The sequence below is a fragment of the Kocuria flava genome (assembly GCF_001482365.1).
GTDB classification, from domain to species: domain Bacteria; phylum Actinomycetota; class Actinomycetes; order Actinomycetales; family Micrococcaceae; genus Kocuria; species Kocuria flava.
The window spans coordinates 546,392-560,340 of sequence record NZ_CP013254.1; the positions used below are offsets into that span (position 1 = coordinate 546,392).

Sequence of the window (13,949 nt, forward strand, 5' to 3'; positions counted from 1 at the left end):
GCGGGACGACACCTCAGCGGGGCGCGGGGAGGTCGTGCGCCACGCCGTCGTGATGCACGGTGAGCACGGTCCGCCCGGGTTGCTCGTCGGTGCGCTGGGAGCCCTCGACGAGCTGCCAGGGACCGGCGGGGCAGGACCCGGGTGCGGGCCCCTCCGGCGCCGCCGAGGACGCACCCCGCCCGTCGTAGCCGGTCAGGCGGAAGCCCAGGACCTTCCCGCGCCAGGAGCTGCGGGCGACCGCGGTGACCGCCCGGGACTCGGTGACGACGAGGTCCATCCGCTGCGGGAGCACCTCCTCGGTGCCCTCGCGGGCGCAGTCCCAGGCCGTGGTGGTCACGGTGCCGGTCTCGGCCACGAACTCGAGCTCGTCGGCGGCGGCGCGCAGCCGGGCCGCGTCCCAGCCCAGTGCCTCCCGCACGTCCTCGGCCGCCACGAACCCCGTGCCGTCCTCGTGCAGCGCGGACTCGGCCGCGGCCGGTCCCGAGAACGCGAGCGCCGCGGCCCCCGCCGCGAGCGCGGCCAGTGCCACCAGACTCTTCCGCATGGATCCCCCGTGTGTTCCGTCCCCCGACAGCAGTGCGGGCTCGTGGCCCGTTCCGCACGCTAGCCCAGGCGGGCCGCGGGCGCGCGGCGGTGACCGTTCGTGACGGCCGGCCCGCCCGGGGTGCGGGCGCGCCGGCCGTCACGGACGGTGCTCAGTGCTCGTAGGTGGTCAGGTCGATGTCCTTGGACTCCCGGGTCAGCAGGATCGCCGTGCCGCTGACCAGCGTCAGGACGCCGAGGTAGAGGACGACCCGCCCGATCTGGCCCTCCGCACCGTAGAGCCCGGCCACGATCGTCGGGGTGAAGCCGGCGCCCAGGAGGGTGGCCATCTGGTAGCCCACGGAGGCCCCGGTGTAGCGGGCAGTGGTGCCGAACTGCTCGGAGATGAAGGCGGCCAGCGGCCCGTAGATCATGCTGTGGCAGACGAGCCCGACGAGGAAGGCGAGGAAGATCAGGGGGATGCTGGCGGAGGCGAACCAGGCGAAGACGGGCTGGAGCAGGGCCATGAACAGGACCATGCCGATGAGCATCAGCGGGCGGCGGCCGACCCGGTCCGAGACCTTCCCCATGAGCACGACCACGCCGACGCTCAGCAGCGACGCGGTCGCGAAGGCGTAGAGCACCGGCTGGCGCTCGGCGCCGTTCTCCACGGCGTAGGTGACGGCGAAGGAGGCCATGAACACCTGCAGGGCGAAGCCGGCGGCGCCGCCCAGCATGACGAGGACGACGTTCTTGGGCCGGCGCAGGATGCTCCACAGGGGCAGCTTCGGCCTGGTCTCCTGCTGGTCGGCCGCTTCCACGGCCGCCCGGAAGATCGGGCTCTCGGAGATCCGCGCCCGGATGACCAGGCCCACGACCAGCAGCGCGAAGGAGAACAGGAAGGGCACCCGCCAGCCCCAGGACAGGAACTGCTCCTCGGGCAGGGAGGCGAAGATCCCCATGACGAACGTGCCCAGCGCGGCACCGGAGGGAGCGCCGGCGTTGACGAAGGAGGCAGCGTAGCCGCGCCTGCTCGGCTCGGCGTGCTCGAGGGCCATCAGAGCCGCGTCGCCCCACTCGCCGCCGATGGCGATGCCCTGGAGGAAGCGCAGGGTCACGAGGATGATCGCGCCCCACGACCCGATGGCGGACTCCGGCGGGACGAGGCCGATGAACGCCGAGGCCAGGCCCATGACGAGCATGGACAGCACGAGCATCTTCTTCCGGCCCAGCCGGTCGCCGAAGTGGCCGAAGACCACCCCGCCCAGCGGACGCGCCACGTAGCCGGCGGCAAAGGTGCCGTAGGAGGCGATCGTCGCGGCCAGGGGATCGAGCCCGGTGAAGAAGACGTGCGGGAACACCAGCGCGGCGGCGGTGGCGTAGAGCAGGAAGTCGTAGAACTCGATGGTGCTGCCGAGGTAGCTGGAGACGACGACGCGGCGCGCCTCGCGGCGCTTCTCCTGCCGGCTCAGCTGCTCGAGCTGCGGCGTGGCGGGTGCGGACATGGTGGATCTCCTGGGTGGACGGGGACCTGGTGAACCGGCCCGTGGCGTGGTGGGAGAGAGAACGTGCGTGGTGGGAGAGAGGACGGTGCGTGCGGGGAGGAGGTGCGGGCCGGACGGGTGCTCCGGGGCGCCTCGAACGGGCCGGCGGCGTCCGTGCCGCCGCCGGCGCACGGGTCACCGCGGCGCGGGTGGCGGGACGCCGGAGGAGCGGGTGGCGGGACGCCGGCGGAGTGCGCCCGGGACTCAGCCGGCCGGGCCGGTCAGCGGGCGACCTCCGGCCGCAGCTCGGAGCGCAGGACGTTCTTGCGGATCTTCCCGGAGGCGGTGCGCGGCATCTCGTCCACGAGCGTGAGCGTCTTGGGGACCTTGTAGCGGGCCAAGCGCCCCGCCAGGCGCTCCTGGAGCGCCTCCGCGGTGAGGTCGTGGCCCTCGCGGGGGACGACGACGGCGTGCGGCACCTCCCCCCACTTCTCGTCGGGGACCCCGATCACCGCGACGGCGGCCACCGCGGGCAGCTCGAGGATCGCGGCCTCGACCTCGGCCGGGTACACGTTCTCCCCGCCGGAGATGATCATGTCCTTCATCCGGTCGGAGACGAACAGGAAGCCGTCCGCGTCCAGGTGCCCCAGGTCCCCGGAGTGGAACCAGCCGTCCTCGAAGGACCCGGCCGCGTCGGGGCGGTTCCAGTACTCGGTGATGACGTTGGGCCCCGAGAGCAGGATCTCGCCCGTCTCCCCCGGCGCGGCCGGGCTCCCGTCGGGGCCGACGACCCGCACGTCGGAGAAGAAGTGCGGCAGCCCCGAGGACCCGGCCTTCTCGCGGGAGCGGGCCGCGGGCAGGTTCGTGGCCCCGGGGGAGGTCTCCGTCATCCCGTAGCTGGCGGTGAAGGCCAGCCCGCGGTCCTCGTAGGCGTCGAGGACCCGCATCGGCACGGCCGAGCCGCCGCAGGTGAGCTTGCGCAGCGAGGAGAGGTCGGTGCGCGCCCAGTCCGGGTGCTCGCACAGCATCTGGTAGGTCGTGGGCACCCCGGAGAGCCAGGTGACCCGGTGCCGCTCGATGAGCTCGAGCACGCGGCCGGGCTCGAAGCGGGACTCCAGGACGAGGGTCGCGCCCTTGAGCAGGATCGGCAGCACGCCCATCCCCAGGGAGGCGACGTGGAACATCGGGGAGATCATCAGGGCGACCTCGTCGGCCGAGACGTCGTAGTCCACGAGCACGTTGACGCAGTTCCACGTGAAGTTGCCGTGGGTCAGGCACGCGCCCTTGGGCCGGCCCGTGGTGCCGGAGGTGTAGAGGATCACGGCGAGGTCCTCGAGCCCGACCGGGACGTCCTCCGTCCACGGCCGCGCCCCGGCGACCACCGCGTCGAGCGTGGGCGTGCCCTGGACCGGCTCCTCGGCCACGACCCACCGGGTGATCCCCGGCAGGTCCCGGGCGGCCGGCACGGCCAGGCCGGTCAGCCCGGCGTCGTGCACGAGGACGGAGACGCCGGCGTCCTCGAGCTGGTAGCAGACCTCCGGGGACGCCAGGCGGGTGTTGATCGGCACGAGCACCGCCCCCAGCAGCCCGGCCGCGAAGAGCGCCTCCAGGAAGGCGGGGCTGTTCTCGCCCAGGGAGGCCACCCGGTCGCGCCGCCCCACGCCGGCCTCCGCGAGGGCCCCGGCCAGGCGGTGGAAGCGCTCGTGCAGCTGGGCATAGGTCAGCGTGCGCCCGCCGTGGACGACGGCCGTCCGGTCGGCGGACTTCGCGAGCCGGCGGTCCAGCCAGGAACCGATTCCCTGATTGCGCATGAGTGCCTCCTCGGGCGGGCTGCGTGGAGTTGTCGAATTGAACTGTTGTTTTTCTCAACTGTTGTGAACGCCAGGTCATGAGAGGCAGGTCACATTGTCCAGAGGTGCACCAGGATCCGCCGGCCCCGCCGCGTCGCACGGCCGCCGGGCGCACCGCGGCCTACAGTGTGAGGTGCCCCCCCGCCTCGCCGAGGAAAGAGCCCCCCATGCAGCCGAAGGCCACCCTCCTCCCCCTGCTCCTCACCGCCGGCCTGCTCCTGGCCGGCTGCGCCGACGGCGCCTCGCCGGACGGCGACGGCCCCACCGGCGGCGGATCCGCCACGGGCTCCCCCACCCAGGAGCCCTCCGCCACGAGCTCGGCCTCGCCCGACCCCACCGTCGCCTCCACCCAGTCGCGGCCCGACGGCGAGGACGACGACGCCCGGGGCGGCGGCACGGACGAGGCCCCGGCGCCCGACCCGGCCCCCGCCCCCGAGCAGCCCGCCCCGGGCGGCACCACGGACCCCCTGGCGGCCTTCACCTCCACCCCTGTCGGCGCCCAGTACGCCGGTGCCGTCACCGGGATCGTCCAGGAGCAGCGCGGCGGCGGGCTCGTCCACGAGCTCACCACCAACCTCTACGACCCCGGCGTGGCCGTCGGGCTGTGCGAGGCGTACCGCTCCGCCATGGGCACCGGCGCGCAGCAGGTGGACGTGCTGGACGCCCTCGGCCAGCCGCTGGCCACGACCGCCGGCTCCCCGCAGGGCTGCGCCGTCGCCGCGGGAGCGCCCGCCCCTCCGGGCGCGGTCCCCCAGCAGGACTTCACCTACGACGAGGCGCTCGCGGCCTGGCGGGGCGGCATGCCCTACTACGACGCGTTCTGCCTGCAGTACACCCCGGTGACCGAGGCCGGGATCTCGCAGTGCCGCGGCATCGAGGCCGGCACGGTCGACGCCGTCACCGGCGAGTACACCGGCGGCTGAGCCCACGGCGCGCGCCGGCGAACGACGAGCACACCGGCGGCCGCCCCGCGACCGCCGACGGACGGCGGCCTGCCGGCACCCCGGCACAGGACCCGGGCGGCAGCCGCCGCGACAGCTCCCGTCCGGGCAGCCGGACCCGCCGCTGCGCCTAGAACGCCGCCCGGCGCAGCAGGTCCAGCAGCCTGTCCCGCTCCTCCTCCGTCAGGGCCGCCAGCGAGCGCGCCGTGGCGCCGGCCACGAGCTCCCGGGCCCGGGCGTAGAGCTCCTCGCCCGCGGGCGTGGGGACGAGGATCTTCGAGCGGCGGTCGCGGGGATCGGTGCGGCGCTCGACGGCGCCCCGCCGCTCGAGCTCGTCGATGATGGCGACGATCTGGCTGGGGTCCAGGACGAGGAACTGGCTGAGCTCCCGCTGCGTCGGCTCGAGACCGCTGCAGGCCAGGCCCAGCACGGAGTAGTGGCGCACCTTCAGCCCGAGCTCCGTGAGCGCCCGGTTGGCCTGCGAGGAGCCCATCGTGGAGGCCCGGGCCATCAGGAAGAACGGCTCCGCCGCCAGGCCGGCCCCGGCGAGACGGTCGGGGCCCGCGGCGCCGTCGTCGGACCCCGCCGCACCGGCGGGCGGGGCGGCGGGCGCCGGGGAGGCGGGGGCGGCAGGGGTGCGGGGCGTCATGGGCGGGACCTTCGGGCTGGCGGGGCCGGGCGGACCGGCCCGGTGCGGACGTTCGGACCTCCAGTATAGATGGGGTTTCTTAACTGTTGACCTTTTCAACGGTTGTGGGTGGAATGGTCCCGACCCCGACGCGGCCGGCCCGCCGGCCCGCACCCGACACCCCAGGAGGAACCCCATGGCTCAGGACACCGCACCCCTGGACGGCAAGGTCGCCGTCGTCACCGGCTCCGGTCAGGGCCTCGGCCTCGCCTACGCCCAGGAGCTCGCCCGGCAGGGTGCCGCCGTCGTGATCAACGACGTCGACCGGCAGACCGCCGAGAACGCCGTCGCCACGATCACCCGGTCCGGCGGGCGCGCCGTCGCCGTCGTCGCCCCCGTGGGCTCCACCGAGACCGCGACCGCCCTCGTGGACGGGGCCGTGGAGGCCTTCGGGCGGCTCGACGTCCTGGTCACCAACGCCGGGGTGCTGCGCGACAAGTCGCTGCTGAAGATGACCGACGAGGACTTCGACCTCGTGATCCAGGTGCACCTGCGCGGCACCTTCACCTGCGTGCGCGAGGCCTACCGGTACTTCAAGGACAACGGGGTGGCCGGGCGGATCATCACCATCGGCTCCCCCACCGGCCAGTACGGCAACTTCGGCCAGACCAACTACGCCGCCGCCAAGGCCGGGATCGTGGGCATGGTCCGCACCTGGGCCCTGGAGATGAAGAAGGCCGGGGTCACCGCCAACGCCGTCATCCCCGTCGCGGCCACCGCCATGACCGAGACCGTCCCCTACTTCCGCGCCGCCGTCGAGGCCGACCGGGCCGGCGAGCCCATGCCGGAGTTCTTCCGCAAGGAGCTCGGCTTCGGCAGCGCCGCCGACGTCGCCGGGCTGGTGGCCTACCTGGCCTCCGACGACGCCGCCGGGATCCCCGGCCAGGCCATCGGCGCCGGCGGCGACCGGCTGCAGGTCTTCTCCCACCCGGCCCCGGTGGTCACCGAGCACCGCGACGGCTGCTGGAGCTTCGAGGCCCTGCGCGAGCAGTTCCCGGCGATCGCGGCGGGCCGGCTCCAGCCGGTCGGCGAGACGCTGCCGCCGCTGCCCGCCGAGCTGCAGCCCGCCCCCGCCGACGCCCGCTGAAGCCCCCACGAGACCCGGAGGACCCCCGAGTGTCAACAACCTCTGTCAGTTTTAGACCTACGACTACGGACTCGACCTGGCGTCCCTGGACGCGATCGACATGCACGTGCACATCGAGTGCTCCGACCACGGGCACCCGTCCCTGCCCGCGACCCTCACGGAGGCGTCGGCCAAGTACTTCAAGGCCGAGGACCGTTCCCCCTCCCTGGACACCATCGCCGAGCGCTACCGGCAGTGGCGGATGGCCGCCGTCGTCTTCACCGTGGACGCCACCACCGCCCTGGGCCACGAGCCCAACTCGATCGAGGAGATCGCCGCGGGGGCGGCGCGCAACAACGACGTCCTCATCCCCTTCGGCTCCGTGGACCCGCTCCAGGGCGCCCGCGCGGTGGAGCGGGTCAAGGAGCTCGTCGAGGGCCACGGGGTCAAGGGCTTCAAGTTCCACCCCTCCCTGCAGAACTTCGACCCCTCGGACCAGCAGTTCTACCCGATCTACGAGGCGATCCAGGCCCTCGGCGTGCCCGCCCTGTTCCACACCGGGCAGAACGGCATGGGCGCAGGCCTCCCCGGCGGCGGCGGCATCAAGCTCGCCTACTCCAACCCGCTGCTGCTCGACGCCGTGGCCGCGGACTTCCCCGAGCTGCAGGTCATCATGGCCCACCCCTCGGTGCCGTGGCAGGAGGAGGCCAACTCGATCGCCACGCACAAGGCCAACGTGTGGATCGACCTCTCCGGCTGGTCGCCGAAGTACTTCCCCGAGTCCCTGGTCAAGGCCTCGAACCGGATGCTGCAGGACAAGGTCCTCTTCGGCACCGACTACCCGCTGATCACCCCCCAGAAGTGGCTGGGGGCCTTCGAGCAGCAGTCGTTCACCGACGAGGTCCGCCCGAAGATCCTCAAGCACAACGCGGTGCGCCTGCTCGGCCTGGACGGGGCGCGGGCGTGAGCGCCCCCGCGGAGCTCGCCGCCGGGGAGACCGCCGAGGCCGCCGCCGGGCGGCTCTACCCCGACTGCGACCCCTACGGGATCGAGGACCGGCTCACCGGGGCGGAGAAGGCCCCCCTGCGCCGGCTGCGGCGAGTGCTCGAGGACGAGGTCCGGCCGCTGCTGGCCGAGCACTGGTAGGCCGGGGAGTTCCCGTACGCGATCGCCCCCTCCCTGCACGCCCTGCGGCTCATGGACCCGCCCGAGCTCACCGCCGGCGGCGCGCAGCCGCGGGCGCTCTACCACGGGTTCCGGATCTTCGAGCTGGCCCGCACGGACGCCTCCGTGGCCACCTTCTACACCGCCCAGGCGGGCCTGTTCCGCACGGCCTGCCGCGTGGGCGGGACCCCGGAGCAGTTCGCCGCGTGGGACCCGGCGATCCGCTCCTTCGACCTCACCGGCGTGTTCTGCCTGACCGAGCCGGACCACGGCTCCGACATCGCCGGAGGCCTCGCCACCACCGCCCGCCGCGAGGGCGATCAGTGGGTGCTCACCGGCGCCAAGCGCTGGATCGGCAGGGCGTTCAGCGCCGACGTGCTCGCCGTGTTCGCCCGGGACGAGGCCGACGGGCAGGTCAAGGGCTTCCTCGTGGACCGGCAGGCCCCCGGGGTGCGGCTGGCGAAGATCCACGGCAAGACCTCCCTGCGGATGATGCAGAACGCCGACATCCACCTCGACGCCGTGCGCGTGCCCGAGGCCATGCGGCTGGGCGCCGTGGACTCCTTCAAGGACGTCGCCGCGATGCTGCGGGCCATGCGCTCCGACGTCGCCTGGATCGCCACCGGCGTCCAGGCCGGCGCCTACGAGGCCGCCCTGCACTACGTGCGCTCCCGGGAGCAGTTCGGCCGCCCGCTCGGCGGCTTCCAGCTGGTCCAGGAGAAGCTGGCCCGCATGCTGGGCAACGTCACCGCGTCCCTGACCATGGTCGCCGCGCTGGCCGAGCAGCAGCAGGACGGGATCTACCGGGACGAGGACTCGGCCCTCGCGAAGATGTGGATCAGCCTGCACATGCGCGAGACCGTCGCCCTGGCCCGCGAGGTCGTGGGCGGCAACGGCATCACCCTGGCCACCGACGTCGCCCGCTTCCACGCCGACGCCGAGGCCGTCTACTCCTACGAGGGCACCCACGAGATCAACGCGCTCGTGGTCGGCCGCTCGGTCACGGGCACCAGCGCGTTCGTCTGAGCCGCCCGGATCCCGGCGGGGCCCCACGAGCCCCCACCACACCCAGACCCCACACACCACGGAGGACAGCCCCATGAGCGCAGCACAGACCCAGGCCCGCACCGTCGTCGCCTTCGACGAGGTCAAGGACCTGATCGGCACCGACCTCGGCCACTCCGCCTGGCGGGAGGTCACCCAGGAGCAGGTGAACACCTTCGCCGACGCCACCGACGACCACCAGTGGATCCACGTGGACCCCGAGCGGGCCGCGGAGGGGCCCTTCGGTGCGCCCATCGCCCACGGCTTCCTCACCCTGTCCCTGCTCATCCCCATGTGGTCCGAGCTCTTCGACGTCACCGGGGTGCGGACCAAGGTCAACTACGGCCTCGACAAGGTCCGTTTCACCTCCCCGGTGAAGGTCGGCGCCCGCATCCGCATGACGGTGACGATCACCGACGTGCAGGAGGTCAAGGGCAGCGGCCTGCACCTCGTGGCCGACGCCACGATCGAGATCGAGGGCGAGGAGCGCCCCGCCGTCGTCGCCACGTTCCTCAACCGCTTCTACGCCTGATCCGGGCCCCGCGGTCGCCGGCAGGCCGGTGACCGCGGACCGCCGCCGGTGACCGCGTCAGTGACCTCGCCGATGACCACGTCCGCGTCGAGTGACCACACCACGGTGTGGTCACTCGACGCGGACGTGGTCGCTCGGAGGAGGAGTCTCCGCTGCCGGAGGACTCAGGCGGTCGCGGTCCCCTGGGCGGTCCCGGTCTCCTGGGCGGCGGCGGCCACGGCCTCCGCCACGGCCGGGGCGACCCGGGGGTCCAGGGCCGAGGGCACGATGTGCTCGGGCGCCAGCCCGTCCTGCTCGGCGATCGCCGCGATCGCCTTCGCGGCCGCCAGCTTCATCGCCGCGGTGATCCGCCGGGCCCCGGCGTCCAGGGCCCCGCGGAAGATCCCGGGGAAGGCCAGGACGTTGTTGATCTGGTTCGGGAAGTCCGACCGGCCGGTGGCCACCACGGAGGCGTACTTCGCGGCGACGTCCGGCATGATCTCCGGATCCGGGTTGGCCAGGGCGAACACGATCGCGTCCTCGGCCAGCTCGGTGAGGTGCTCCTCGGGGATCTTCCCGCCCGAGACCCCCACGAACACGTCCGCGCCCTCCAGGGCGTCCTTCGGGCCGCCGATCAGCCCGCGCGGGTTGGTCCGGGCCGCGTAGCCGGCCTTGATCTCGTTGAGGTCGTCGCGCTCCCTCGAGACGATCCCGCGGGAGTCCATCAGCACCACGTCCTCGGTGCCCTGGGCCAGCAGGATCTCGGTGATCGCGATCCCGGCCGCACCGGCCCCGGCGATCACGACCTTCAGTCCCGCCAGGTCCTTGCCCACCAGTGCGGCGGCGTTGAGCAGGGCGGCCAGCACGACCACGGCGGTGCCGTGCTGGTCGTCGTGCATCACCGGGATGTCGAGCTCCTCGATGAGGCGGGCCTCGATCTCGAAGCAGCGCGGGGCGGAGATGTCCTCGAGGTTCACCGCTCCGAAGGACGGGCGCAGCAGCTTCACGGTGCGCACGATCTCGTCCACGTCCTGGGTGTCGAGCACGATCGGGATCGAGTCCAGCCCGCCGAACTCCTTGAACAGCGCGGCCTTGCCCTCCATCACCGGCAGGGACGCGGCCGGGCCGATGTCGCCCAGACCCAGCACGGCCGAGCCGTCGGAGACCACCGCCACCAACCGGCCCGCCCAGGTGTGGGTGTCCGCCTTCGCCGGGTCCGCGGCCACCGCCCGGGAGACCTCGGCGACACCGGGGGTGTAGGCGATGGACAGGTCCCGGCGGGTGGCCAGCAGGGACTTCGCGACCACCGAGAGCTTCCCGCCCTCGTGCTTGGCGAAGATCTCCTCGGACGTGATCGGGGCGGACTGCTGGTCCTGGGTGCTCATGGGTGTTCCTCTGCTCTCGTCGTCGAGGGCCTGCACGGTCCCGGACAGTATCCCCGACCCAGGAAACACCCACGTTACGTGGACACCCGCGGCCCTGTCCCCGGGGCGGCCGCGGGACCCGGGAGCGGGCCCCCGAGGTGGCCGGACCCGGACGTGCCGGGACCCCCGGACCGCTGCGGCCCGGGGGTCCCGGCAGGATGCCGGCGCGCGGGCGCCGGCGGGGCGGATCAGACCAGGGAGGCCCCGCCCGTGCGCGCCTTCTCGAAGCGCTGCTGGACGTCGGCCCAGTTCACGATGTTCCAGAAGGCCTTGACGTAGTCGGCCTTGACGTTCTGGTAGTCGAGGTAGAAGGCGTGCTCCCACATGTCCAGCTGCAGCAGCGGGAGGGTCGCGACCGGGACGCCGTTCTGCTGGTCGTACATCTGCTCGATGACGAGGTTGCCGCCGATCGGCTCGTAGGCGAGGATCGCCCAGCCGGAGCCCTGGATCGTGGTGGCCGCGGCGGTGAAGTGCTCGCGGAAGGCGTCGAAGGAGCCGAAGTGGTCGTCGATCGCCGCGGCGAGCTCGCCGGTCGGCTTGTCGCCGCCCTCCGGGGAGAGGTTGTTCCAGAAGACGGAGTGGTTGACGTGCCCGCCCAGGTTGAACTGGAGGTCCTTGGACAGCTTGGCCGCGGCGGCGGCGTCGCCCTTGGCACGGGCCTCCGCCATCTTCTCGAGCGCCGTGTTCGCGCCGGCCACGTAGGTGGCGTGGTGCTTGTCGTGGTGCAGCTCCATGATCTTCGCGGAGATGTGGGGCTCGAGCGCCGCGTAGTCGTAGGGCAGATCGGGAAGGGTGTACTTCTCGGCCACAGGAGAGTCCTTTCGCTTGCTGTCGTGTAGTCCCACCCTCGGCCGCCCGCGCGCGGGGGGTCAAGGAGGTTCCGCCACCAGCGTACGGAGCCGGGCCGGGCGGGGCGCGGGACGCGCCGCCTCAGACGAAGTCCGGGGGGTTCTCCAGGGTGCAGCGCGGCGGGTGCGGGGTGAGGTGGGACGGCACGGTGAAGCGGAAGTCCCCGGTCTCGAGCAGCCGCTTGAACGTCGCGAGGTCGAGCTGGTTGTCCCGGTCGATCGCAGCGCGGACGAAGGGCAGCAGCCGCGCCTTGGCGGCCGTGCACCGGCCGTCGAGGTGGGCCTCGACCAGGGTGCCGCCGTCGACGGCGCGCCAGCGGGTCACCACGTCCAGGTCGACGAGCCCGCGCGTGGTGCGCAGCGCCAGGAGCTCGCCGGGCACGTGGTCGGAGACGATGGTGACGTAGGGGAAGCGCAGGGGGCCGAAGCCCCCGAGGAACTCGATCGACGTCCCCAGCTGGAGCACCGGGGTGCTGGTCTGCACCTCGCCGCGCACGCCCCGGCGCCAGGCGGCGAAGCACCCCGGGTCGAGCACGAACCGCTCCACGAGGGAGGGCTCGGCCGCGACGAGCGTGCTGTGCGACAGCCGGAACGTCGTGGAACGGCGCGCCATGGGATCCTCCACGCCTCCCGCCCGGATCGGCCACCGCGCGCGGTGGGGCGTGCGCACGGGGAGACGTGTTTGTATGCGCACACCCCCACTGTACCGGGGAGGGCGGACGTCCCGGGGGCCGGATCCTGCGTGCACACCCGGTGGAGAACGTTGTCCACAGGTGTGGACGGCGTTGTGCAGAACGGGGCCGCGGGCTCCCCGGCGCGGGACCGGGAGCCGCTGTCACAGGTCAGGACGGGGTCGTGGACGTCCTTGCCGGGGAAATCCCACCGGTGGAAGTTGTCCACGCTGTGGACGACCGCTGTGGACAACCGGTGGACGGAGCGGACCGCGACGACTTTCACGGGCCGCTGCTGCGACTGCGGGGGCCGGGACCGGCGAGGGTCGGACGCCGTTGTCCACCGGTTGGGGGACAGGACCGCGCGGGACGGGGTCGCGCGGACCGGACCTCAGGCGCGGGCGCGCCGGCGGGCCAGCGCCGCCAGGAGCGCGCACGCGAGGTAGCAGGCGAGCACCACGGTCCAGCCGGTGCCGAAGGAGCCCGTGAGCTGGAGCAGTCCGCCCGTGAGCAGGGGGCCGGTGCAGAACCCTGCGTAGAGGCCCATGGTCACCACCCCGGTCGCGGCCCCCAGCCGCTCGGCGGGCACCGCGCGCATCGTCCCGGACATCACGACGACGCTCACCGCGAGCGCCGCCGCCCCGTGCAGGACCGCCGCCGGCCACACCGTCCAGGTCAGGGACGGGTGCAGGGGCGCGAGGACGAGCAGCGCCGCGCTGCCGGCGGCGCCGAGGGCCATCACGACCAGCAGCACGAACCCGTCCGTGCCCGGCCGGTCCATCACGCGGGCCCACACGACCCGGGACGCGATGCCCAGCAGCGCCGCGACCGAGACCGTGGCCCCGGCGGCGACCACGTCCAGGCCCAGCTCCCGGTGGGCGTAGAGGGGCAGGTAGACGTTGGCGGACTGGGCCCCGAGCCCGGTCAGCGCCGCGGCCGCGGCGTAGGCCCGCACGACGCCGGGCATCGGCGGCCGGGCCGCGCGCCGGCGCCGCCGGGCGGGGGCACCCCGGTCCGGGGCGCCCCCGCCCGGGGCCCGGGCACCGCGGCCGGCGGAGGCACCGGGGCGCCGCGCGCCGATGCGCCCGCCGGCGGCGCGGTCGTCGTCCGCGACAGGCCCCCCGGGACCCGCGCGTCCGTACGGGGGCGCGCTCCCGTCGGGGACCGTCCGCACGCCCGCGAGCAGCAGCACCACGACGAGGGCGGCGGCGAGGGCGACGGCGGGCCGCCAGCCCAGCAGCAGCCCGAGGGCCGGGAAGACGAGCCCGGCGGCGAGCTGGGCGGCCTGCACCCCGGCCTGTTTGACCCCGAGCCAGCTCGCGCGCCGGGGGGCGGGCACGTGCAGGCGGATGAGGCGGTTGGTGGCGGGGTTGGCCATCACCTGCCCGAGCCCGGAGACCACCATGGCCACGAGCAGCACCGCGTAGCCGGGCGCGGCGACGGCGAGCAGCATGGAGACCGCGGCCCCGCCGAAGATCACGACGAGCAGGGTGCGCGGGGTCAGCCGGTCCGCCCAGCGGCCGGTGCGCACGGCGGTGACCGCGGCGGCGGCGAAGGTCACGGTGGCGAGCAGCCCGAACTGCGACTCGCTCAGGCCCAGGTCGGCGATGACCAGGGGGCTCATGGCGGAGAGGCTGTGCGTGAGCAGCGGCCCCACGGCCATGGTGGCCATGAGCACGAGCATCAGCCCCGTGCCGGGGGACCGGTCCCGGGCCGGCACGGGCGGGGAGCCCACG

At 73.7% G+C, this 13,949-nt stretch carries 12 protein-coding genes and 1 pseudogene; 5 read left to right on the plus strand and 8 right to left on the minus strand.

Translation table 11 applies throughout. From position 1 onward, the window contains the following. Positions 1-13: 13 nt before the first annotated feature. The 3 genes from AS188_RS02540 to AS188_RS02550 form a co-directional block, all read right to left on the minus strand. On the minus strand, positions 14-544 hold the full coding sequence (locus AS188_RS02540) for a hypothetical protein (protein ID WP_157570909.1): 531 nt from the start codon (positions 542-544) through the stop codon (positions 14-16). A 151-nt stretch (positions 545-695) separates the two neighbouring features. Next, positions 696-2,027, minus strand: a complete 1,332-nt coding sequence (locus AS188_RS02545) for an MFS transporter (protein WP_058857524.1) — start codon at positions 2,025-2,027, stop codon at positions 696-698. 260 nt (positions 2,028-2,287) lie between these two features. Continuing rightward, positions 2,288-3,817 carry an acyl-CoA synthetase gene (locus AS188_RS02550; protein ID WP_058857525.1) on the minus strand — a complete coding sequence of 510 codons (1,530 nt, stop codon included), beginning with the start codon at positions 3,815-3,817 and terminating at the stop codon, positions 2,288-2,290. A 206-nt stretch (positions 3,818-4,023) separates the two neighbouring features. Here AS188_RS02550 and AS188_RS02555 point away from each other — a divergent pair, with 206 nt between their 5' ends. Beyond that, positions 4,024-4,779 (plus strand): hypothetical protein, encoded by a 756-nt coding sequence (locus AS188_RS02555; protein ID WP_058857526.1) that lies wholly within the window; start codon positions 4,024-4,026, stop codon positions 4,777-4,779. A gap of 148 nt (positions 4,780-4,927) precedes the next feature. Here the strand turns inward: AS188_RS02555 and AS188_RS02560 are convergent, their stop codons facing one another. After that, on the minus strand, positions 4,928-5,446 hold the full coding sequence (locus AS188_RS02560; RefSeq protein WP_083529186.1) for a MarR family winged helix-turn-helix transcriptional regulator: 519 nt from the start codon (positions 5,444-5,446) through the stop codon (positions 4,928-4,930). Positions 5,447-5,621: 175 nt separating this feature from the next. Between AS188_RS02560 and AS188_RS02565 the strand changes: the two genes are divergently transcribed. The 4 genes and pseudogenes from AS188_RS02565 (at position 5,622) to AS188_RS02580 (ending at position 9,291) form a co-directional block, all read left to right on the plus strand. Beyond that, entirely contained in the window at positions 5,622-6,572 is a 951-nt protein-coding gene (locus AS188_RS02565; RefSeq protein WP_058857527.1) for an SDR family NAD(P)-dependent oxidoreductase, read from the plus strand. A 100-nt stretch (positions 6,573-6,672) separates the two neighbouring features. After that, complete coding sequence (locus AS188_RS02570; protein ID WP_058857528.1) at positions 6,673-7,518, plus strand: amidohydrolase family protein; 846 nt, start codon at positions 6,673-6,675, stop codon at positions 7,516-7,518. After that, positions 7,515-8,741, plus strand: a pseudogene (locus tag AS188_RS02575) (acyl-CoA dehydrogenase family protein). The gene AS188_RS02570 and the pseudogene AS188_RS02575 overlap by 4 nt, the downstream one beginning before the upstream one ends. 73 nt (positions 8,742-8,814) lie before the next feature. Next, positions 8,815-9,291 (plus strand): MaoC family dehydratase, encoded by a 477-nt coding sequence (locus AS188_RS02580; protein ID WP_058857529.1) that lies wholly within the window; start codon positions 8,815-8,817, stop codon positions 9,289-9,291. A gap of 164 nt (positions 9,292-9,455) precedes the next feature. On the opposite strand, the gene AS188_RS02585 is transcribed toward AS188_RS02580, so the two are convergent. From AS188_RS02585 to AS188_RS02600, 4 genes are all read right to left on the minus strand, one after another. Further along, the gene (locus tag AS188_RS02585) at positions 9,456-10,655 is read right to left on the minus strand and encodes an NAD(P)-dependent malic enzyme (protein ID WP_058857530.1); all 1,200 of its coding nucleotides are present in this window, start codon (positions 10,653-10,655) and stop codon (positions 9,456-9,458) included. Between the two features lie 227 nt (positions 10,656-10,882). Beyond that, entirely contained in the window at positions 10,883-11,503 is a 621-nt protein-coding gene (locus tag AS188_RS02590) for a superoxide dismutase (RefSeq protein ID WP_058857531.1), read from the minus strand. Between the two features lie 121 nt (positions 11,504-11,624). Then, the gene (locus tag AS188_RS02595) at positions 11,625-12,155 is read right to left on the minus strand and encodes an SRPBCC family protein (protein WP_058857532.1); all 531 of its coding nucleotides are present in this window, start codon (positions 12,153-12,155) and stop codon (positions 11,625-11,627) included. 449 nt (positions 12,156-12,604) lie between these two features. After that, positions 12,605-13,948: an MFS transporter gene (locus AS188_RS02600; RefSeq protein WP_058857533.1), complete on the minus strand. Its 1,344-nt coding sequence runs from the start codon at positions 13,946-13,948 to the stop codon at positions 12,605-12,607. Position 13,949: the final 1 nt, after the last annotated feature.